The organism is Massilia sp. PAMC28688 (genome assembly GCF_019443445.1).
In the GTDB taxonomy this organism is placed as follows: domain Bacteria; phylum Pseudomonadota; class Gammaproteobacteria; order Burkholderiales; family Burkholderiaceae_D; genus Telluria_A.
This window is the reverse complement of record NZ_CP080378.1, coordinates 2,200,520-2,222,836: the sequence shown is the minus strand read 5'-3', so window position 1 is coordinate 2,222,836 and position 22,317 is coordinate 2,200,520. Positions and strand designations below refer to the sequence as shown.

Annotated in this window: 20 protein-coding genes; 3 read left to right on the top strand and 17 right to left on the bottom strand. The window is 57.9% G+C overall.

Going from position 1 to position 22,317, the window contains the following annotated elements:
• Positions 1-2: 2 nt before the first annotated feature.
• The 10 genes from KY495_RS09960 to rpmH form a co-directional block, all read right to left on the bottom strand.
• The gene (locus KY495_RS09960) at positions 3-770 is read right to left on the bottom strand and encodes a YciI family protein (protein WP_219883484.1); all 768 of its coding nucleotides are present in this window, start codon (positions 768-770) and stop codon (positions 3-5) included.
• Positions 771-829: 59 nt separating this feature from the next.
• Positions 830-1,255, bottom strand: coding sequence for a YciI family protein (locus KY495_RS09955; protein WP_219883483.1), 426 nt, complete (start codon positions 1,253-1,255; stop codon positions 830-832).
• Positions 1,252-1,746: a VOC family protein gene (locus tag KY495_RS09950; protein ID WP_219883482.1), complete on the bottom strand. Its 495-nt coding sequence runs from the start codon at positions 1,744-1,746 to the stop codon at positions 1,252-1,254. Before KY495_RS09950 ends, KY495_RS09955 begins: the two co-directional genes overlap by 4 nt.
• Before the next feature lie 79 nt (positions 1,747-1,825).
• The gene (locus KY495_RS09945; protein ID WP_229518563.1) at positions 1,826-2,227 is read right to left on the bottom strand and encodes a GFA family protein; all 402 of its coding nucleotides are present in this window, start codon (positions 2,225-2,227) and stop codon (positions 1,826-1,828) included.
• A gap of 90 nt (positions 2,228-2,317) precedes the next feature.
• Positions 2,318-2,857: a DUF805 domain-containing protein gene (locus KY495_RS24040; RefSeq protein WP_219883481.1), complete on the bottom strand. Its 540-nt coding sequence runs from the start codon at positions 2,855-2,857 to the stop codon at positions 2,318-2,320.
• A 108-nt stretch (positions 2,858-2,965) separates the two neighbouring features.
• Positions 2,966-4,345 (bottom strand): tRNA uridine-5-carboxymethylaminomethyl(34) synthesis GTPase MnmE, encoded by a 1,380-nt coding sequence (gene mnmE / locus KY495_RS09935; RefSeq protein ID WP_219883480.1) that lies wholly within the window; start codon positions 4,343-4,345, stop codon positions 2,966-2,968.
• Positions 4,346-4,415: 70 nt separating this feature from the next.
• Entirely contained in the window at positions 4,416-6,119 is a 1,704-nt protein-coding gene (yidC, locus tag KY495_RS09930) for a membrane protein insertase YidC (RefSeq protein ID WP_219883479.1), read from the bottom strand.
• A gap of 10 nt (positions 6,120-6,129) precedes the next feature.
• On the bottom strand, positions 6,130-6,402 hold the full coding sequence (gene yidD / locus KY495_RS09925; RefSeq protein ID WP_219883478.1) for a membrane protein insertion efficiency factor YidD: 273 nt from the start codon (positions 6,400-6,402) through the stop codon (positions 6,130-6,132).
• A complete protein-coding gene (rnpA, locus tag KY495_RS09920) occupies positions 6,399-6,791 on the bottom strand; it encodes a ribonuclease P protein component (RefSeq protein WP_219883477.1) in 393 nt (130 codons plus the stop codon). The genes yidD and rnpA overlap by 4 nt, the downstream gene beginning before the upstream one ends.
• A 31-nt stretch (positions 6,792-6,822) precedes the next feature.
• The gene (gene rpmH / locus KY495_RS09915; protein ID WP_010401996.1) at positions 6,823-6,957 is read right to left on the bottom strand and encodes a 50S ribosomal protein L34; all 135 of its coding nucleotides are present in this window, start codon (positions 6,955-6,957) and stop codon (positions 6,823-6,825) included.
• Positions 6,958-7,360: 403 nt separating this feature from the next.
• Between rpmH and dnaA the strand changes: the two genes are divergently transcribed.
• From dnaA to gyrB, 3 genes are all read left to right on the top strand, one after another.
• Positions 7,361-8,773 (top strand): chromosomal replication initiator protein DnaA, encoded by a 1,413-nt coding sequence (dnaA, locus tag KY495_RS09910; RefSeq protein WP_219883476.1) that lies wholly within the window; start codon positions 7,361-7,363, stop codon positions 8,771-8,773.
• 104 nt (positions 8,774-8,877) lie between these two features.
• Positions 8,878-9,984: a DNA polymerase III subunit beta gene (gene dnaN, locus KY495_RS09905; protein ID WP_219883475.1), complete on the top strand. Its 1,107-nt coding sequence runs from the start codon at positions 8,878-8,880 to the stop codon at positions 9,982-9,984.
• A gap of 70 nt (positions 9,985-10,054) precedes the next feature.
• A complete protein-coding gene (gyrB, locus tag KY495_RS09900) occupies positions 10,055-12,550 on the top strand; it encodes a DNA topoisomerase (ATP-hydrolyzing) subunit B (RefSeq protein WP_219883474.1) in 2,496 nt (831 codons plus the stop codon).
• A 515-nt stretch (positions 12,551-13,065) separates the two neighbouring features.
• Here gyrB and KY495_RS09895 read toward each other — a convergent pair.
• The 7 genes from KY495_RS09895 to KY495_RS09865 all read right to left on the bottom strand — a co-directional run bounded on the left by KY495_RS09895 (position 13,066) and on the right by KY495_RS09865 (position 22,017).
• The gene (locus KY495_RS09895; RefSeq protein WP_219883473.1) at positions 13,066-13,887 is read right to left on the bottom strand and encodes a DUF3883 domain-containing protein; all 822 of its coding nucleotides are present in this window, start codon (positions 13,885-13,887) and stop codon (positions 13,066-13,068) included.
• On the bottom strand, positions 13,884-15,782 hold the full coding sequence (locus KY495_RS09890; RefSeq protein WP_219883472.1) for a DEAD/DEAH box helicase: 1,899 nt from the start codon (positions 15,780-15,782) through the stop codon (positions 13,884-13,886). Before KY495_RS09890 ends, KY495_RS09895 begins: the two co-directional genes overlap by 4 nt.
• A 2-nt stretch (positions 15,783-15,784) precedes the next feature.
• Positions 15,785-17,125: a hypothetical protein gene (locus KY495_RS09885; protein ID WP_219883471.1), complete on the bottom strand. Its 1,341-nt coding sequence runs from the start codon at positions 17,123-17,125 to the stop codon at positions 15,785-15,787.
• A gap of 11 nt (positions 17,126-17,136) precedes the next feature.
• Positions 17,137-17,598: a hypothetical protein gene (locus KY495_RS09880; RefSeq protein ID WP_219883470.1), complete on the bottom strand. Its 462-nt coding sequence runs from the start codon at positions 17,596-17,598 to the stop codon at positions 17,137-17,139.
• Positions 17,595-18,479, bottom strand: a complete 885-nt coding sequence (locus KY495_RS09875; protein ID WP_219883469.1) for a site-specific DNA-methyltransferase — start codon at positions 18,477-18,479, stop codon at positions 17,595-17,597. Before KY495_RS09875 ends, KY495_RS09880 begins: the two co-directional genes overlap by 4 nt.
• A 362-nt stretch (positions 18,480-18,841) precedes the next feature.
• On the bottom strand, positions 18,842-21,385 hold the full coding sequence (locus KY495_RS09870) for a cation-translocating P-type ATPase (protein WP_219883468.1): 2,544 nt from the start codon (positions 21,383-21,385) through the stop codon (positions 18,842-18,844).
• A 92-nt stretch (positions 21,386-21,477) separates the two neighbouring features.
• Positions 21,478-22,017, bottom strand: a complete 540-nt coding sequence (locus tag KY495_RS09865) for a hypothetical protein (protein WP_219883467.1) — start codon at positions 22,015-22,017, stop codon at positions 21,478-21,480.
• Positions 22,018-22,317: the final 300 nt, after the last annotated feature.

Here is a 22,317-nt window from a genome sequence, read left to right as displayed (position 1 = left end):
GCTCAAGCCGTGAAGTGGGCGCGCATGCCTGCTTCAAGCTGCTCGGCGCGCATGCGCGCTTCGGCCGATTGCAGGTCGGCGCCGAAGGCGGCGTGCGGGTTATTGAGGACAGGGCGGATCTCCACTTCCACATCCGGCCCGGTGGGATAGGGATTGCGGATGGCCCAGGCGATGGCGTCTTCCATGGATGCCGCGCGGATCAGCCAGAAGCCAGCAATGAGTTCCTTGATCTCCGTGAAGGGACCATCGATGACGGAAAACGCCTGCCTGGCCACCTTGACGCGGGCGCCGCGCGCTGTGCCGCGAAGGCCGTCGGCGGCCACCAGCGTGCCGGCTTCGGCTTCGGCAGCATTGTGGGCGTCGAGCGCAGTAATCTTGTCGCGCGCAACCGGGACTTCGTGCTCCAGGTCGGGACTGGAGCGCAGCAGCACTGCGTAGCGCTGCTGCGTGTCGCCGCTGCCGGCAGCGTCGCGGATGGCGTGGCAATTGTCCGGGCAGCCGCTCTGGCGGATTTCGAGCACGGCCGGCTCCTCGCCTGCGGGCCAGCGCCGCAGCCATTCGACGGCGTCTGGCACGCTAGGCGCGTCGATGATGGAAAAGCCGGCTACGGTGTCGTCAAACGGACCGTGGGTGAGCGTGGCTTTGCCATCCTTGATCGACACGCGCACCGCTTCGGCACTGGGGGCGAAAACCACGTCGAGCAGGCCGGCACCGGCGTCGCCGCCCGCTTCGGTCAGCCGGTCGGCGCGGCGCAGAATCATGTGGGACATAAACGCTCCTTCAAGCTGGGAAAGCGGCGGCTGCCCGGCATGGGCGCCGCCGGATGGTTTCAGCGGGCAGCGGCAATCTGCTCGCGCATGCGCTCTTCCTGCGCGCGCAGCTCGGGCGTCATGGCGTCGCCAAAGTCGTCCGCTTCAAAGACCTGGCGAATTTCCAGTTCCGATTCGCCCGGCATCGGGTTGGGACAGCGCTTCATCCACTCGATGGCCTCCTCTTTCGACTTGACCTGAATCAGCCAGAAGCCAGCGATGAGGCTGCGCGTTTCCGGAAACGGCCCGTCCACCACCGTGCGCGTATCGCCCGAAAACTTGATGCGCGCACCGCGCGAACTGGGGTGCAGCCCTTCGCCGGCCAGCAGCACGCCGGCCTTGACCAGTTCTTCGTTGAACCTGCCCATCTCGGCCATGAGCTCCTCGCTGGGCATCTCGCCGGCTTCGGACTGGGGACTGGCCTTGACGATCACCATGAATTTCATTGCACGACTCCTTCTTGTTTGGCAGCTTCGGAACAGCCCATTTTAGCCGCTGCCTGCATTTCTTCAGGTGAGACCTCGCGGATGTGGGTCGCGATGGACCAGCTGTGCCCGAACGGGTCCACGATATTGCAGAAGCGGTCGCCCCAGAACATGTCGGCCGGGGGCATCTTGGAAACAGCGCCTTCCTTGACGGCGCGGGCGTAAGTGTCGTCCACATTTTCCACGTACAGATGGATGGTGACGGGGCTGCTGGGCAGGGACTTGGGGCCGATGGCGCCCCACTCCGGGTTTTCGTCGGACAGCATGAGGGCGGAGTCGCCAATGCGCACCATGCCATGCATCAACTTGCCGTCGGGCCCCGCCAGCCGGCCGCAGTCGACGGCGTCAAAGGCGCGCTTGTACCACTCCATGGCGTCGCTGGCGCCGGCGCAAATCAAGTAGGGCGTGAGTGAATGCATGTCTTCGGGAATTGGTTTCACTTGTGCGTTCATGATTAGTTCTCCTGTTCGTTAAGTTGGCCTGCTACACCTACGACGTTGGGGACAAGGGCAAATCGACACGCGGGTAAAACTATTTTTCTGCTTCCGACCTGCTGCGCGGAAAGCGCGGCAAGCCATCGGCAAGCTGCATCCACGGCACCTGGCTGGCAGTAAAGATATGGGAAGTGGGCGCAGCCGCTGCCGGCTGGGCGAGGCTGCAGGTACTGACGTCAATCTCGTCAGGCAATGCATCGTCGGCAAAGGTGATCTGAGTGCCGCACGCCGGGCAAAAGGCACGTGTGCCGTGGGCACTGGAGCGGTACAGCGTGGGCGAGCCGCTCAGGTGGAAAGCATCGACCGGCACGGTGAACCATGCCACGCAGGGCGCGCCGGTGGTTCCCCGGCACATCTCGCAATGGCAGATGGTACGGTGCACAGGCTGGGCCCGTACCTCGTACCGGATTGCACCGCAATGGCAGCCACCCGTCAACATGGCGTCTCCTCGTCGTATTAACTAATTAGACACTGCGAGGGGAAGTTTATTCCAGGTGGCGGGTGGTTTAAAGCAGATTTTTTGATCGGATCAGTCGGGCGCGACCTGGCTCTGCTCTGCCGCTGCGCGCGCTCGCTTGGTATAGTCGCTGTAGGCTGGCAGAGCGATGGCGGCCAGGATGCCAACAATCACGATGATCGGAAGAATGAGACCTACCCAGTACATCCAGCGCTCATTATCGCGCGGAGGCGCGCCGTATTCATTGGCACTGGCATCGCCACGTTTGAATACCGTCAGGTAAAGGAAGTAGAAATTGATCAGTGGGATCAGCGACAGCAACAGCATCCAGCCGGACGCGCCGGTGTCGTGCAGCCGGCGACGGGCAAAGTAAATGTAGGCGCCCAGGGTGATCACCACATTAATGATCAATAAGATTCCGGCAGCTATGGAATCCGCTCCCAACATCGCGGTCATGATTCCAACGGCAAAAGACGTCAGGATGTAAACAGCGCTCAGATACGCGAGATACCTGATGCGACCAATGCGGCCACTCGCAAAGATCTGGGTGTCATCGACATCGCCGCTGGGAAGCGAAAAGTCTGCATTAGGTGCGGCGTACACATTACTCACAAAGGTCTCCAGGCATGTTGAACAAAATGACATGTTACCGTTTGAACTCGAAGTAACTCAACATTTATTTACCATTGGTCAATTATTGTTGTTTGTGTACATCGCAGCCTATTTTCCGATACAGAAACGACTGAAGATCACACCCAACAAATCGTCGGACGAAAACTCGCCGGAAATGCTCGACAGCTGCGCCTGCGCCAGCCGCAACTCTTCGGCAAACAGATCCAGCGACTGGTCGTTCTGCGCCGCGTGTTCGGCCGCAACATGCAGGTGCCGCCGCGCCGCGCGCAGGGCAATCAGGTGCCGTTCGCGCGCCAGGAACAGCGATTCGCCAGTCTGCTGCCAGCCTGCAATGCGCAGCAGTTCCGCGCGCAGCAGGTCGATGCCCGTGTGCTCGTGGGCAGACAAATACACATTGGTCGCATCGCTTTGCGGATCCACCGACGGCCGGTGGCCCGACAGATCGATCTTGTTCCAGATGCGGATGACCGGGATGCCTTCTGGAAAAGCCGCCACAATGCTGTCATCCGCACGCGACGGGCCGTGGCCTGCGTCGAGCAAATGCATGATCACGTCGGCCTTGCCTACTTCTGCCCAGGTACGTTCGATGCCGATGCGCTCCACCACATCGACCGCCTCGTTAATGACGCGGATGCCCGCCGTATCGATGATGTTGAGCGGAATGCCCTCGATCTGAATGGTCTCGCTGACCTTGTCGCGCGTGGTGCCGGCAATGGGCGTCACGATGGCCACGTCGGCCCCTGCCAGCGCGTTGAGGAGCGACGACTTGCCGACATTGGGCTGCCCTACCAGCACCACGTTCAAGCCCTCGCGCAGCAGCGCGCCCTGCGCCGCCTTCTGGAACACCGCTTCCAGCGAATCGATGATGACGGCCAGCTGGCCACGCGCGTCGGACTTCTCAAGGAAATCAATTTCCTCTTCCGGAAAGTCGAGCGTCGCTTCCACCAGCATGCGCAGGCCGATGGTTTGCTCCACCAGCTTGTTGACGGTGCGCGAAAACTCGCCGGACAGCGATTGCGTGGCCGAACGGGCCGCTGCCTCGGTCGAGGCATCGATCAGGTCGGCCACGGCCTCCGCCTGGGCCAGGTCCAGCTTGTCGTTCAGATAGGCGCGGCGCGTGAATTCGCCGGGCTCGGCCAGGCGCAGGCCGGCATCGGCTCCCGCCTCCAGCACGCGCGCCAGCAGCAACTGCAGCACCACGGGGCCGCCGTGGCCCTGCAGTTCCAGCACATCTTCGCCCGTGTACGAATGCGGGCCCTTGAAGTAAATCGCAATGCCCTGGTCGATGATGGTGCCGTCGCCGTTCTTGAAAGGCAGGTAGGTCGCATGGCGCGGAGCCAGTCTGGCGCCCGGGAACAGCGTATCGATCAGCGGCGCCAGCGCCTTGCCGGAGGCGCGCACCACGCCAATGCCGCCGCGGCCGGGCGCGGTGGCGATGGCCGCGATAGGTGAGGTATCAAGTTTCATGGACGAATTGTAGTTTATAAAAACAGAAAAGCCCGCTGACGGCGCGGGCTTTTCATGGGGTCAGAAGGGCTTACTTCTTGGTGGTCGCAGCCGCTTCCTCATATTTCTTGGTGATCACCCATTGCTGGCCGATCGACAGGATGTTGTTCACTACCCAGTACAGCACCAGGCCGGCCGGGAAGAAGATGAACGCCACCGAGAACAGCAGCGGCATGAACAGCATCATCTTGGCCTGGATCGGATCGGCCGGTGCCGGGTTCAGCTTGGTGGTGATGTACATCGAAATGGCGTACAGAATCGGCAAGATGAAATACGGGTCCGGCGCGGTCAGGTCGGTAATCCAGCCCAGCCACGGCGCGCCGCGCATTTCGGCCGATGCCTGCAGCACCCAGTACAGGGCGATGAAGACCGGCATCTGCACCAGGATCGGCAGGCAGCCGCCCAGCGGGTTGATCTTTTCCGTCTTGTACAGCTCCATCGTCGCCTGGTTCATCTTGAGCGGATCGTTCTTGTACTTCTCGCGGATGGCCTGCATTTTTGGCGTGACCACCTTGATGCGCGCCATGCTCTTGTAGCCGGCAGCCGACAGCGGGAAGAACAGCAGCTTGATCAGGATGGTGAAGATGATGATGGTCCAGCCCCAGTTGCCCACCACATTGTGGATCTGGTCCATGACCCAGAACATCGGCGCGGCCAGCACGTGCAGCACGCCATAGTCCTTCACCCGTTCCAGGCCCGGCGCGATGGTTTCAAGCTTGTTTTCGATCTGCGGGCCCGAATACAGGCGAGTGTCGTTGGACACCGTTGCGCCCGGCGCAATGGTACCGAGCGGCATGACGGTGCCGATGGCGTACAGGTTTGGCACTTCCATTTTCTTGGTAAAGATCGTGCGCGGCATGTTTTGCGGCGGCAGGAACGCCGATACAAAATAGTGCTGCGAAATGGCCACCCAGCCATCATTGGCAGCGGTGGTGTGCTCGGCCTTGCCGTGCTTTTCAATGTCCGCAAACTGCAGCTTTTCGTAGTGGTTCTGGCTGGTGTACATGGTCGGGCCGGTGTAGCTGGCCGTGAAGTAGGACTCGCCCTCCGGCTCGTTACCATGGTGCAGCAGCTGCAGGTACAGCGATGGCGCCACCGGCACCGTGCTCATGTTCGTCACATCGTGGCGCATGCCGATCAGGTAATCGCCGCGCTTGAAGGTGAAGGTCTTGGTCAGCTTGACGCCACCCTGCATGGCTTCGAGCACCAGGGAAATTTCGTTGGCATTGTCGAGCGAACGCGGGCCAGGACGGGCCACGAACGGCGTGTTATGCGTCGGCATCGGCTCGCCGACCGTGTTGCGGATCAGACCGGTCTGGGCGACATAGGTGCCCTTGTTGTTCACGTCAAACAAGACCTGGTTCTTGGTCGGATCAACCTTGTCGCGGTACTTGAACAGTTCCAGGTGCTTGATCACGCCGCCGGCAGTATCGATCTGGACCTTGAACACATCGGTGGTGATGGTGACCACTTCGGTCTGCACGGCCGGTGCGGGCACGGCAGCGCCAGGCACCACGGCGGCCCCGGTGGCAGTGCCGGCTTGTGCCAGCGGCACGCCGGCATTGGCGCCGGGGGTTGTGCCAGGCACGGTGCCAGGGGCAGGCGCAACCTGGGCCGGCGGCGGCTGCATGGAGAACATGGACTGATTCCCGTTGGCGACCATCCAGTTATTCCAGAGGATGACCAGCGAGACGGAAAACACGATCCACAGGATAGTACGTTTATTGATATCCATTGAGGTTTGCTTAAGAGTGGTGGCAACCGCGAGCGGCTGTAGATGAATCGGGATCGGAATGCTTGTTGCGCGCAGGCGGCACGGGATCGTGGCCGCCATCGGTCCACGGGTGGCAGCGGCACACGCGGCGCGCTGCCAGCCAGCTGCCGCGGCCGGCGCCATGGGCGCGCAGCGCTTCGATGGCGTACTGCGAGCAGCTCGGGTAAAAGCGGCAATTCTGGCCCAGCATGGGCGAGATCGCGAGCTGGTAGCCGCGCAGGATCCACACCAGGAGGCGGCTCATGGCGCCGCTTTCGGCACGCGCAGTGCCGGAATGGAAAACAGTTTGTCGATCTCGGCGCGCAGGATGGCCTTGAGCGCGGCATTGGTGGCCGGGCCCTGCTTGCTGTTGACCGGGCGCGCCAGGCGCACGATGCAGTCCACGGCGGGCAGCTGCGCCATGCGGAACAGTTCGCGCGTGACGCGCTTGATCGTATTGCGCGTGACGGCGCGCGGCGCAAAGCGCTTGGCTACCACGACGCCCAGCCGCGCATGCGGCAATTCATTGGAGCGTGTGTAGAGCACGAAGTGCGCCGTTTTTTGGGCAGGCCGCAAACGAAAAACGGATGAAAATTCATCCGTTTTAACGATACGCCGAACGCGCGCGAAGTCGTGTGAACCTTCGCCAGTCATAGCCAACGCAGTTTGGCAGTCAGTGCCGGACTTATACAGCCAGGCGCTTGCGACCCTTGGCGCGGCGTGCGTTGAGCACATCGCGACCGCCACGGGTAGCCATACGTGCGCGGAAGCCGTGCGTGCGCTTGCGACGAACGACGGAAGGTTGGTAAGTACGTTTCATGGTGGTCTCGCTTAAAGCAAATAAAAATGCAAAATCGGGTCTGACATCCCGTCAGTCTTTTTTACCCGCTAAGCCAAACCAACTAGCCAGATAATGGCTCGTTTGCACGGAGTACGGGCGGGGAACCCTGAATTAGACACGATTTCAGTGTTCGCTGTCAAGGTTGGCGGCGGTTTTCGCGATCCTGCCGTTGTATGCGGGTTCCCGCGCCGCAGGCCGCGCGGGAAGATGCCACCACACAAAATAACAAGCCGCCAACATTGCCAGCCCGGCCGTCGCGGGCACGCAAATTAGCGGCGTGCCTGTGGATAACTTTGTCTGCAGCGGGTAGAATAGCGTGTTACGTGTGGCGCATCGCTATCATCGGACCGCCCCTCCACACCTTATTCAGGCAAGACGATTCATGGAAAATTTTTGGCAGACCTGTTCCGCGCAGTTGGAACTGGAACTGACACCGCAACAATTCAGTGCGTGGATCAAACCGCTCGTCGCCCTCGATTACGAGGACGGCAAGCTGCGCATTGCGGCGCCTAATCGCTTCAAGCTGGACTGGGTCAAGACGCAGTTTGCCACCCGCATTACCGAACTGGCGTGCCAGTTCTGGGAGCAGCCGACGGAAGTGCAGTTCGTGCTCGACCCCAAGAACAACCTGCCGAAAAAGCCCGTGGCACCCCACCCCGCGCCCAACGATGGCCCCACGCCCGGCACCATCGACCGCAGCGGGAATGCCAATGTGCAGGACGGCCAGCCCGGCACCCCGGAAATGTTCAACGTGGGCAGCCCGCCGCGGCGCGAGCAAAGCCGCGTTAACACCGAGCTGACCTTTGACAGTTTTGTGACCGGTAAGGCCAACCAGCTGGCACGTGCAGCCGCCATCCAGGTGGCCAACAACCCGGGCGTGTCCTATAACCCGCTGTTTTTCTATGGCGGCGTGGGCCTGGGCAAGACCCACCTGATCCACGCCATTGGCAACCAGGTCATGGCCGACCAGCCGGGCGCGCGCATCCGCTACATCCACGCAGAACAGTATGTGCGTGACGTTGTGACCGCGTACCAGCGCAAAGGTTTCGACGATTTCAAGCATTACTACCATTCGCTCGACATGCTGCTGATCGACGATATTCAATTCTTTGGCGGCAAGAGCCGCACGCAGGAAGAATTCTTCTACGCGTTTGAAGCGCTGATCGCCGCCAAGAAACAGATCATCATCACCAGCGATACCTATCCCAAAGAAATCACGGGCATGGACGACCGCCTGATCTCGCGCTTCGATTCCGGCCTGACGGTGGCGATTGAGCCGCCCGAGCTGGAAATGCGCGTGGCCATCTTGCTCAAGAAAGCCCAGTCCGAAGGCGTGACCTTCTCGGACGACGTGGCCTTCTTCGTGGCCAAGCACCTGCGCTCGAACGTGCGCGAACTCGAAGGCGCGCTGCGCAAGATCCTGGCCTACTCGCGTTTCCACGGCAAGGACATCACCATCGACGTGGTCAAGGAAGCCCTGAAGGACTTGCTGTCGGTGCAGAACCGCCAGATCTCGGTGGAAAACATTCAAAAGACGGTGGCCGACTTCTTCAGCATCAAGGTGGCCGACATGTATTCCAAGCGCCGCCCCGCCAATATTGCCCGGCCGCGCCAAATTGCCATGTACCTGGCGAAAGAACTGACGCAAAAGAGCCTGCCGGAAATCGGCGAACTGTTCGGCGGGCGCGACCACACCACCGTGCTGCACGCAGTCCGCAAGATTGCCCTCGACCGCACCAAGAATCCCGAGTGCAACCACGAGCTGCACGTATTGGAACAAACATTGAAGGGCTAGGTTTTAGTTTCTGGCAAAATATAGTGTTAGCAGCAATATTGTACGGAGGAAGCGAAAGCGCTTCCTTCACAAAATAGAACTTTGACAACTTACCGAGGATTACTATGCAATTGGTCAAAACCACCCGAGATACCCTTCTCCGGCCACTGCAGATCGTGAGCGGTATTGTCGAGCGTCGGCACACGATGCCGATTCTGGCCAATATCCTCATCCGCAAGGACGGCGAAAGCGTCTCATTCCTGTCCACCGATACCGAAGTGCAGATCACCACGCACGCCAGCATTGGTTCCGGCGCCGACGTGACCGGCACCACCGTGGCCGCCCGCAAGCTGCTCGACATTCTGCGCGCGCTGCCGGAATCGGGCGATGTGACCATGACCCTGGCCAACAAGCGCCTGACGGTACAGACCGGCAAGTCGCGCTTTGCCTTGCAGACGCTGGCGGCGGAAGAGTTTCCGACCGTGGCCGTGGCCGACACTTTCAACGCCACCGTCACGCTGCCGCAAAAGACGCTCAAGCACCTGTTCAACATGGTGCATTTCTCGATGGCGCAGCAAGACATCCGCTACTACCTCAACGGCCTGCTGCTGGTGCTCGATGGCCGCAACGTGATTGCCGTGGCCACCGACGGCCACCGCCTCGCCTTCTGCCAGGTGGAAACCGAACAGGAATTCACGCGCCAGGAAGTCATTATCCCGCGCAAGACCATCATTGAACTGCAGCGCCTGCTTGAAGAAAGCGACGAAACCGTCCAGCTCGACATTGCCGCCTCGCAGGTCAAGCTGACCTTTGCCGACATCGAACTCGTGTCCAAGCTGGTGGAAGGCAAGTTCCCCGACTACACGCGCGTGATTCCAAAGGGCTACAAGAACGACTTCACGATTGGCCGCGATGAGCTGCTGCGCTCGTTGCAGCGCGCCGCCATCATGACCAGCGACAAGTTCAAGGGCGTACGCTGCATCATCACCCCCGGCAGCATGAAGATCAGCTCGACCAATGCCGACCAGGAAGAGGCAGTGGAAGAACTGGAAATCGACTACGGCGGCGACAGCGTGGACATTGGCTTTAACGTCACCTACCTGCTCGACGTGCTCAACAACCTGAAGTGCGACCAGGTGAATATCGCCCTGGGCGACTCCAACTCGTCGGCCCTGATTTCCATTCCCGACAATGCCGACTTCAAGTACGTCGTCATGCCGATGCGGATTTAACTCGTTCTAATGCCGCGCCTTCCGGCGCGGTGGCAGCACCCCGATACATCGTTATTTGAGAAAGCAGTCCATGTCCGAGAACACACCACCAGTCCCCGCCAAGAAAGAGCAAGAATACGGCGCCGCCCAGATCCAGATCCTCGAAGGTCTGGAAGCGGTGCGCAAGCGCCCCGGCATGTACATTGGCGACACCTCGGACGGCACTGGTTTGCACCACCTCGTGTTCGAAGTGCTGGACAATTCGATCGACGAATCGCTGGCCGGCCACTGCACCGAGATCCACGTGACCATCCACTCGGATAACTCGATCTCGATCACCGACAATGGCCGCGGCGTACCGACCGGCATGAAGATGGACGACAAGCACGAGCCAAAGCGCAGCGCTGCCGAAATCGTGATGACCGAGCTGCACGCCGGCGGCAAGTTCGACCAGAACTCGTACAAGGTGTCGGGCGGCCTGCACGGCGTGGGCGTATCGTGCGTGAACGGCCTGTCCAAGCTGCTCAAGCTGACCATTCGCCGCGACGGCAAAGTGCACTACATGGAATTCGTGCGTGGCGTGCCGCAGAACCGCGAAATCGAAATGATCGACGGCGTGGCCTGCTCGCCCATCAAGGTCATTGGCGAAACCGACAAGCGCGGCACCGATGTCCACTTCTGGGCCGACGAAGAGATTTTCACGCACGTCGAATTCCACTACGAGATCCTGGCCAAGCGTATCCGTGAACTGTCGTTCCTCAATAACGGCGTGAACATCAAACTGACCGACCAGCGCACCGGCAAGGAAGAAGTATTCGCGTTCGAAGGCGGCACCCGCGGCTTTGTGGAATACATCAACAAAGCCAAGAACGTGCTTCACCCGACCGTGTTCCAGGCCACCGGCGAGCGCATGTCGGACCAGAACACCAACATCACCGTGGACGTCTCCATGCAGTGGAACGACGCCTACAACGAGCAGGTGCTGTGCTTCACCAATAACATCCCGCAGCGCGACGGCGGTACCCACCTGACGGGCCTGCGCGCCGCGATGACGCGCGTGATCAACAAGTACCTCGACGAACACGATTTTGCCAAGAAGGCCAAAGTGGAAGTGTCGGGCGACGACATGCGCGAAGGCCTGACCTGCGTGCTGTCGGTGAAGGTGCCGGAGCCGAAATTCAGCTCGCAGACCAAGGACAAGCTGGTGTCGTCGGAAGTGCGCGGGCCGGTCGAAGAAATCGTGACCAAGACGCTGACCGACTACCTGATGGAAAAGCCGAACGACGCCAAGATCATCTGCGGCAAGATCGTGGAAGCGGCGCGCGCGCGCGAAGCGGCCCGCAAGGCGCGCGACCTGACCCGCCGCAAGGGCGTGATGGACGGCCTGGGCCTGTCGGCCAAGCTGGCGGACTGCCAGGAAAAGGACCCCGCGCTGTCAGAACTGTACATCGTCGAGGGTGACTCCGCAGGCGGCTCGGCCAAGCAGGGCCGCGACCGTAAATTCCAGGCCATTTTGCCGCTGCGCGGCAAGGTGCTGAACGTGGAAAAGGCGCGCTTTGAAAAGATGCTGTCGTCGGAGCAGATCACCACGCTCATCGCCACGCTGGGCACCTCGATTGGTCCGGACGAATTCAACGTCGACAAGCTGCGCTACCACCGCATCATCATCATGACCGATGCGGACGTTGACGGCGCCCACATCCGCACCCTGCTTCTGACGCTGTTTTATCGCCAGATGCCGCAGCTGGTGGAGCGTGGCCACATCTACATTGCGCAGCCGCCGCTGTACAAGGTCAAGTCGGGCCGCGACGAGCGTTATCTGAAGGATGACGTGGAAGAAGCAAGCTACATGATGAACGTGGCGCTTAACACCGCCGTGCTCACGCCAAGCGAAGGCGCGGAGCCGATCAGCGGCGAAGCGCTGACAGAGCTGGTACGCAAGTTCAACCTGGCCAACGCCATCATAATGCGCCTGACGCGCGTGATCGACCGCGCCGCGCTGACCGCCATCATGACGGGTGTGCAGCTGAACCTGGACACCATCGAGCACGCCGAAGAATCGGCCAAGGCGATGGAGCAGACCATTGGCGATCGCGCGGTGAAGGTGAGCGTGTTTTCGGATGAATTGAGCGAGAAGCACGCGCTGCGCATCGAGCGTATGCACCACGGTAACGTGAAGGTCAGCTCAATCGATGCGGACTTCGTGCAGGGCGCGGACTACGCCACACTGGCCAGTGCGGCGGAGACGTTCAAGGGCCTGATCGGTGAAGGCGCGTTCATTCGCCGCGGTGAGGGCGACCGGGTGAAGGAATCGGCGGTGGACGACTTCCACCACGCGATGCAGTGGCTGCGCGATGAGGCGGAGCGCACGGTGTCGAAGCAGCGCTACAAGGGTCTGGGCGAGATGAATCCAGAGCAGCTGTGGGAGACCACGATGGATCCGACTGTGCGCCGTTTGCTGAAGGTGCAGATTGAAGATGCGATTGCAGCGGATCAGATTTTCACCACGCTGATGGGTGATGATGTGGAGCCGCGCAGGCACTTTATTGAGTCGAATGCGCTGCATGCGGGGAATATTGACGCGTAAAGTCAGTCAACCTGCCGAGACTACAAACGCCAACCTAAGGGTTGGCGTTTTCGTTTCTGGTTAGTCCAAGAAATCCAATATGGGTAAACAAGAGATATTGAACAACTGATACACTCAAATTTTCGTAACGAATGGTAAGGAACACCCGTTTATTCCCAGTTGCGAAAACAAGGGCTTTCAATGCGTCAGTATTGGTGGGCCAATCACAAACAAACCTCGAAACATAAAATTGGCGGTGGCTACCTTGACACTCACCGACCTTTGGTCTCCCAAACAAAGCATAAAACGGTTGCTTCGATCAGTTTTTTGATTTCATGCGAGAGGCAGTTCCCGGCGACTACGTTCTTTCTATTCGACCGGACCTTCTCAGGTTTGGGCTTTGGCCGGTTTCAACCATCAAAATTATATATATGTCGAATTTGTCTCAATATAGGACTGGCTCGCGCAGGACTACAAATAGTCAAAGGCGTCTTAAGAAAAGCGTGTTCCGTCAGTGACAGCACATGAAATTCTGGTCAGAAGCTAATCTCGACTTCGGTCCACCGACCGCTACCGTTATCTTGAGGAATATGAGCCTTGATGTTAGCAACGCCCATCACGAGCAGCTCCTCGTATGGTAGCGTCCAAAGATGGAATACGTAACTGTCGCCGTATTGAAGAGCTACATCCCACTCACCTCTTGTGAGAATCATGCGGGGTGGACGCCGCTTGCTCGACTTCACTTCTATGAGCTGATTCTTAAGCCCAAATGCGGTTTGTTCAAACGATTGCACGTCGTAGCCAGCGGAATTATCGTCAAGGGCAGTCCAGCGCGGCTCGTCAGTAATGCCCAGGGAGGCGAGTCGCTTTCGCTCGTAATTAATGGTTAAGCCTTCCGCGTAACGTCCTTGCGCTCCCAATCGCTCATCTTCAAGTGCCCGAATCAAGTTAGCGAAACGGTCCCACCACTGGACGATTTCAGGACTGGGCATTTCGTCGAACAATCCAGCTGAGCGGAACGTCTGCAGTTCGTCCTGAGTGAGCGCGGTAGCGAGACGCTGTCTTCCGTATGGAAAAAACCTAGACCACCACGGCTGGTGCTTCTCGATCAAAAAACCAAGCCCGCGACGCAAGCTGGTTGCTGGATCGACAAAATCAATGTCTTCCGGAAACTGACTGTGAAGTCGAAGTGCAACTTCGAAGTTAACTGCGGCAAAGTCGGAGTCTGACCGCCTAAGCGAACGAGCTGCTTCTTCAGCATTGACGCAAGAATGGTCACGCAAGTAACGTCTGAGACCATGAAGCGCAACGAACGCACTCATCCGGAATTCAGACAGTATTGCCTGCTGCGAATTCACTCGCTCTCCTCATCCGAAAAAGTAGCGCGCCCTTCCAGAACCTCAATCAAGTCTCGAACGTCCTCTGGACTGATATCCCAGGCGATCGGGTCCTCCGAATTTTCCTCATCGTAAGCAATCTCGTGAAGATCCGGATCATCGAGCAGGATTTGCATTGCCCGTATTTTGTGACGGAGACGGTGGCTTACCGAATGATCAATGCACCCAAGGCCCATGGGTGCAAGGGTTCTGTAGATATAAATGTTCGTTTCTTCGTCTTGCTTGAGACCGAGTCGATGAATGCGATCGATCGACTGAAGATAGTGCGTCGTGACGTAGCTGCGGTCGAGGTAGATTGCGTCGTGGCAAACCTTGTGCAGACTAATTCCTTCACCGGCAGCGGCAGGATTTGCAATCATTACCATGCACGAAGGATCGACGTGAAACTTTCGAATTCTTCCTTCGCGTGTAGTCGGGTCCGTCGGTTCACCCGTCGGAATAGCACCATATAAACTGACTGGATTGAGATCGGCTAGCAGTAGCTCCATCTGGTGGATTGTGTCAGTGAATATCGTCCAAATGACGGACTTTCGTCCGTCCTTCGCAAGCGCGCGTGCCTTTTCAGCGACTGCGCGCATCTTTAAGGAAGCCCCCTCGGAAATGACCTGGTCAAGGACGCCAGAGTCAAGATTGGCTGCGTCATCAGCCATCGATCGCAGCGCCAAGACTGGGTTAGACGAAAGTTGGAGCAATCTCATGACGGACTTCCGCGCCGCGGGCGCGTCAAACCTGCCGTCCAAGCCGAGCGAGCTCACCTGGCGCAAGAACTCGCTCTTCACGATGCCATAGAGCGCCATCTGTCCGTCAGCCATTGGCACTGATAGAAAGTGGCGGATCGGTTTTGGTAGCCCGAGATCCTGCTTAGTGGTCCGAACGTAAAGTTCTCCAAGAACTTGACGAGGCGAGTCACCCCGGCCGATCTGTAAGCCGAGGCCAGCGCCGGGCCATAAGAAATCAAGTTGAGATTGAATGTCCGACGGCTGTTGAGGCATCGGCGTTCCTGTCAAAATGTCGCGTCTGATTGGCAACGGAGCGATATTTAATAACAAAGAACCTCGTTGCGAGCCAAACCCCGCCTTCATCCTATGCGCCTCGTCCAACACGAGATGGACCTTCTTTTGCGCGGCAAAATTCGTCAGAATCTCAGCGTTTTGGATCATCAGGTCGTAGCTGAGGACGAATCGCGTACTGCCAGAGTTAAGGGCCTTCTGTAGCGGTTCGCCGGACGCTGTAATTATGGTAAACGGCTCCGCATTTCCATAGGGAGCATCAGGACTAATGCACTCGGCGACCACTTCACGCCAAGCTGGGAATGATGCCTTCGGCCCGATGATGAGAAGAATATGGTCTGGTTTTCGCGTCAAGACGTGGAGCGCTAAGGTCACGGTCGTCTTACCGGCACCGGGAACAGAGAAATTAGCTCCATTTTCGAGTGAAAGCAGTCGCTGCAAGTCGCGCAACTGAAACGGCCTTAGCTTACGAGTAAAACCTACTTGTTCAAGACGCTCTTCGATGTCCTCCACAGTGGTCGAGAGCTTCAATGAGCCCTTGGACTGCTGAACCTGTCGGTACTGCGTCACGAAGGCCGTAATACGATCACGTGCGTTGTCATCGCCGGGAATAAAGCGGAAATTTAATGACTTTTGCTGGTTTGCGAATTGCCCAATGAGCGTCAGGACCCCGGCCCAGGTGAGCTCAACGGTCCCCGGCCCGGATTGATAGTCGAGGCCCAGATTCAGCACTGCTTGCTGTAACCGTTCCCAGACCGACGTATTTGGCACGCCTTCGAGCGTCAGCCGTCCCGCGAAGCTGGCGGGTAGATATGTGATACTAATCACTACAGGTTTTTCGGTCACGATTAGCCGCCGTCGGAAATCGTTTGCCCGCTACCGTCCTTCACTAGCTGAAGCTTCACCTTCAGTGCTGTCGCACGATGAATGATTTCGTCGAGCTGCTTATCGATTCCCATATGCGTGGCGGGATCGGCCGTCGCTAGATCGATTTCTGTCAGCCTAGTGTTGGCATCCTGAACCGCTCTAAGAGCAGCTTTGCCCGCTTTGGACTGTTGACCGGAGTCGATGACAGTCTGACATACAGCCTTCAGCTCGTCGAAAACCTCATCCCGGCGCTGAGGATTGTCGAAGAGAGTAATAAGCGCGGCGTAGTCATCCTGCATCTCTCCTCCAAGATCAATTTCAAGCTCCTCAGTCTCGACGTCAGGATATTCGCCGCCTCCAACCTCGTCATCGACATCAAGCCGCTCGGCAAGCTGAGCGAGCACCTGCTCCGCCTTCTCACCAAGCACCTTATTGAAGTTGTAGATACGTCCTCCCAGGCTATCCCTGTTGTCGAACAACAGCCAAGCCATTCGCAAGTTTGCTTCGAGAAGCGGCCCATCCTTACCCTTTAGCCGAGGCACCAGATCTGCGAAGAATTGCTCGCCACCTTTTTCGACGAGACGATAATCGCAGGGCGCGCCGCACCAATCTTTGAGATAAATTTCTGCATAGGTAAGCGCCATCAGGGCCTTGCGGATGTCCCCAACGGTCTTTCGCCGCATATCGGCGATATCAGTTTCCTTCTTTGATTTTTGTTGGAGCTGCCGGCGGATTTTCAACGTTTCGTTGATCCAGCTGTAAGGCAATTTTGTTTCTGGCCGTTCCTGAAGTCTTGTTTCGATATCATCGATCTGCTCCTCTGTTAACGCAGGGAGCACCATACATTCAACCTCAGCAAAGCTGGGGAAGTCGGCCTTGCGTTCGGAGTAGAGCTCACGCATCGCCGTTAAGCGCCGGTTGCCGTTCACAACCACGCCCGATGGCGTGATCATGATCGGCTCGGTTTGCTTTGTGCGTTCAAGCTCTTCTATGATTGGCTTGACAGAGCCGGCTGTGGCGTTAGCGAACCCACGCAAAATATTGTGCTGAGCCTGCTGAGCTTCTTCATTGTCCTGGCCTGCTGCAAAGAAAGACGGCGGTGTCTTTTTCTCTGTGATATAAGCAAGCTGCTCAGTCTGTGTGCGAGCGTTCGCCATGCGGTAGACCGGCACGTCAAGCGGCAGCCTGACAACGGGGAGCATGGTTCTCTGGCCCTCATATACATCGAAAGTATGCTGCTCTCCGCATACTGGCTTAGCGGCTAGGGCCGCGATTAAATCTTTGCGCTCATGCGCGGGCTTCACATAGACTTTGTATGACACTGTCCCATCCCTCATTCGAAACCAACGATCAGAAGCGGGAAGGTGATGATCCGGTCGAACAGCTGAACCTCACCCCATACCCTTTCGACGCTTGCGACGTTAGATGCAATTAAATTCCCGGCGGCTTTGGTCGGGACCGCTAAGGCGGCCGCCTCAATCTTCCCCTGCTGATAAAGATACTGCAGTTTCATCAAGTCGTAGATCGCCCTGCTGATATTCCCCGTCTGAATCTGGAAAGCTAGGTCGCGGAATCGGCCAGTTACTGTCAAGTCGTAGTGTGGATCGATCCTGACGTTGTGGGACCATCCCCCTGCTGAAAGTTCGTCCGCGATATGAGAGCGGATACGACCGGTACAGCCACTGCCGATTGTAATGCCTGGCGCTTCAAATAGGTCGGTCAGCCAATCACTCAGCTCGCGCTTTTCCCACTCGGCTTGACCGTTGTGGAGAGAGTATGCCCCAGCAAATTTCATTCTTCGTCCTTAAACGGTGGTTCATAAATCGGCTTGTTCATAGGCCTGACGCGTAACTGGCCGTTTCGAAGGTCTTCGATGCGTTGTTGAGCGATGTCGACATAATCGCTTACAACATCGCAGCCGTAAGCGTTCCGTCCATTCTTTAGCGCCGCTATTGCGGAGGTACCTACGCCTAAATACGGATCAAGTACGGACTCGCCTTTGTTCGTCAGAGCGAGCACCAATCGTTCCACTAAACCGACCGGAAATTGGCATGGATGATCAGTTTTCTCCACGTGGTTGGACTTGACGTTCGGAATATCCCATACGTCTGAAGGGTTCTTCCCCAGCGGGTTGCCAGACATCTCGCCTTTCTTCGGCCCTTTAAAATGCTTTTTGTCGGGGTATTTAGACGGGACTCTTATCGGGTCAAGATTGAAGGTGTAGTCATCGGACTTTGTGAACCAAAGAATGGTTTCGTGGCGGCCAGAGAGGCGCTTCTGGCAATGGAGTCCATGTCCGAAAGTCCAAACGATCCTATTGCGCAGCTTCAACCCATGATTTTTGAAAATTGGGTAAAGCAGGATATCAAGAGGAAAAATCTCGCCGTTATCGATTCCGTTGCCGACTTGCCAACAGATCGAGCCTTTAGGATGCAGCAAACGAACGGCTTCTGCAATCGCCGCCGCCTGCTGCTCGATGTAAATTTCATTCGAGGTCCGCCGCTCATATTCCTTGCCAATATTGTATGGCGGCGAGGTGACAATCAGTTGCATACTCTCAGACTTGAGCTTGCGCATGAACGTAAGATTGTCTTCGCACTCGATCACAGCTTGCGGCTCGCCGGTTCGAGGGAAGGGGATAACTTGCGAGGTCGCGACTGGTGTTGCAGCAGGCATAGCTTGTTGTCTTTTTAGGTGCGTTTGTAGAGCAACATTATACTGATCCTAACCGGACGTAGGACATCAGAGGTACAAAATGCATGAGCCATCGCTAGCACTCACTCATCATCCCTACGTCGCGCAAGCTCATCGGATGTGGAGACACCGCGATGTTCGTTCCCCTAGTCTGGAATCAACAGGGTCAGTGCCGACATCTCGACATGGAATCAACAGGGTCAGTGCCGACATCTCGACATGGAATCAACAGGGTCAGTGCCGACATCTCGACACGGCCGCGGCGGTGGCCACCCGGCCGCAGGGCCATGTGGGACAGAACGAACGGCCTGTAGGATTGGCGTGCGGCCTGAAGCATCCATGCATCAGCGGCGATAACGCCACTTGACGACTTCAAACCAAAGCATGCTGAGCAATGCCGCGCCAACCGCCATGAACAGCATCGGTGTTGGCGGAAGTATGAACGCAAACAGCCGTGCTGCTCCGGGAACCACAAACACGGCCGTCAGCAACGCCACCGTAAACAACCCCATCCCGCCGAAATAACGATTTACGCCTTGTGTACCGCGCCACGAGGCTGTATTCCAAGTGCGGTTTACGTAAATCAGTGCAATGTTGGACAACACCAGGACGATGAACGCCATGGCACGTGCGATGTCGTCCGAGCCGGTTTCGCTTCGGCACCATACATAGACGCCTAACAGCACACCGAACAGACCGGCGCCTTGCCACAAGCCGCGAACCAAAACAGCACCATCGAAAAGATGCGCTTCCGGAGCGCGGGGCCTGGCCTTCATCGCGTTCGGCTCCAGCTCCTCCGCCTCGAACACCATGGAGCAGCTCGGGTCGATAATTAGCTGCAGAAAAAGAATGTGGGCTGGCATCAGCACCATCGGCCAGCCAAAAAGGACAGGGACGATGGACAGACCAACAATTGGAACATGGGCCGCGACGACGAAAACAATGGCCTTGCGCAGGTTGGCAAATATGCGCCGGCCATAGCGCACTGCGGTCACAAGCGACGAGAAGTCGTCATTGAGCAGGACCAAGCTGGCCGCTTCGCGCGCCACGTCGGTGCCGCGCGCGCCCATGGCCACGCCGATATGCGCTGCTTTCAGAGCCGGCGCATCATTGACGCCGTCGCCCGTCATCGCCACCACTTCACCCTGCGCGCGAAATGCCTGCACAAGCCGCAGCTTGTGCTCGGGTTGCACCCGACAGAAAATGTCGGTGCCCGGTAGCTGCATCGCAAGGGCTTCATCACTCATAGCGGCCAGTTCCGCGCCGGTCATGATGTTCCCGTTCACCGTTAGCCCTGCTTGCCGCGCAATGGACGTTGCGGTAGCTGGATGGTCGCCAGTAATCATCACAACGCGGATACCAGCTGCGTGGCATTCGGCAATGGCGGCAGGCACATCGGCACGCACGGGGTCTTCCAACGCCACCAGTCCAAGGAACTGGAAATCGAAATCATGCTGATTCCCTGGTAGGCTCGTGGCGGAAAAAACTGCCTTTGCCACGCCCAGGACGCGCAACCCGCTCGCCGCCATGCGGGCTCCCTGCCGGGTGATGTCCGCGCCTTGCTCTGCGTCTATATGGCACAGGTCGATGATGGCTTCCGGCGCCCCCTTGGCTGCAATCATCCGCTCGCTCATGTCGGGTGATTGCCACACCCGGGACATTGCCAGCATGGTCCGTGACAAAGGGTAGTCATTCACCAACGTCCAATCTTGATGCAGGTGTTCGGTTCCGGCGAGCAGCTTTTTTCCACCCTCGGCGATGGCGGTCTCCATCGGGTCGAATGCGCGCCGGTGACTCGCCAGGACCGCATATTCGAGCAAGCTGTGGAAGGCTTCCGGGAAGGAAGCGTCGTCATTCTTCGCGTCCGCTACGTCGTAATTCAAATCTGCGCAACAGAGCTTCCTGAGGACCATGCGATTGGTGGTCAACGTTCCTGTCTTGTCCACACACAGAACCGTTGTGGCCCCCAGGAGTTCAACCGCTGCAATATTCCTCGCCAACACGTTGTTGCGGGACAGACGCCAGGCGCCGAGGCCCAGGAAAAGCGTCAAGATAACGGAGAGCTCCTCTGGAATAATTGCCATGGCAAGGGTCAACCCAGCGAGCGCGGCATGCAGCCAATCCCCTCGCACCAGGCCGTAGCCGAGCGCCAGCAGGGTAGCCAACGCCAATCCAAACAGGGCGACTCTTTTTACAATGCGGCGCGTTTCGCTTTCGATTGGCGTAGGTTCGCTACCGAGCGCGGCGAGCGACATGCCAATCTTCCCGAGAGCACTGCGCGCCCCAGTCGCCACAACCTCACCACGAGCCGTTCCCTGTGTCACCAAGGTGCCGGAGAACACGTATGAAGCATCTTCAATGCCTGGCGTCACGGCCAAGATTTCTTGTCCCGGAGCCGAACGTTTCAACGCCGGTGCAGATTCTCCAGTTAGCATCGATTCGTCCACCATCAAATTCGACGATTCGACCAAGCGAATGTCGGCTGGCACACGGTCGCCTTCCGCCAACAGGACAATGTCGCCACGAACCAGTTCGCGACCTGCAATCCTGTGCGGCTCACCGCTTCGCACGACCAAGGCGCGCGGACTGGACAGGTCGCGCAGCGCGTCGAGCGACCTTTCCGTGCGACGTCCCTGAAAGAACGTGATGCTCATCACGACAAGTACGAAGCCAAGCAGCATCAGGGCCTCGTGCACGTCGCCCAGGATCATATATATCCCGCCACAGGAAACCAGTAACAGGAACATCGGTTCCGTGGCCACATCGCGCAGCAGATGCAGCACGCCGCGATCCTTTGATGCAGGAAGCTCGTTTGGGCCCTCCTGCTCAAACCGTCGACGCGCTTCCTCATCGTTAAGACCGAATGCCTGGGCAGTCGCTGCTTCCATGAGTTAAGGCCCCTCTGACTTGAATGCCGGCTTCGCCATATGTGCTCTCATGGATTGAGATTGGGGACGAATCCGCCTTCAATGCTTCTCTTCTACATGTCGCTTAAGCGAGATTTCGGCTCGGAGGCTGGATTGCCTGTAAAGTCAATCCGCTTGATCAGCTCCTGTATCTGCTTTACCTCCGGTGGCTGCTTACCCTTTACTTTGTCCACTCTGGCATTTCCGCACAAACGATTGACCGTCCCATTCAAGCAAAATAGGATGTCCTGCGCTGGCTTGTCGCCGTCAGCGTGCGCGTAGTCTATTACCCCTAAGTGCCCATTTCCAGACCGGTACTTTATAGACGTAACTTTCATTTCGGAGCTTGGGTTCTCGAATCCAGACTGGTCGAGTAACGGAATGCAGGAGAACGTTACCTTCGTGGGCTCCTGCTTGTTATGTTTTACCGGCTTCAGGACACAGCTTGCATCTCCGCATTGCTCTCCGACCAAGTGGATCCTGACGTGGCATGCTAGCTGCGCTTCACGCACGTTAGGCACTGCCATGACTGCCACAGTTCGACCATGCGCGCTGGGACAAGCTTCAGCCACTGCGCTAATAAAAAGAAAGGTCAAAAAGGTGATTCGCTGCATTCAGGCTCTCCTATGTATGTAACCTTCGGGAAATTCGACCGTACTGCCTGTTACCGCCGAGGGGAACATGGTTTCCGACAATGTTGCCAGCCAATAGGCATAAGTGACACAACGCGTGTCGAAACCGTTCGATGCGGCCGAGTACTGATGATTGACAATGAAGTTGCCCGGATTTGCAAGTTGCAAAAAGCGCGACCGTGCCATGGCGCGCACCATAAACCTGTGCCGCCGCTTTCAGACAAAAGCCCGAGCCACTGTGTTTCCTGTATCCCATTGCCAACGAATCCCCGGAACCCGGGC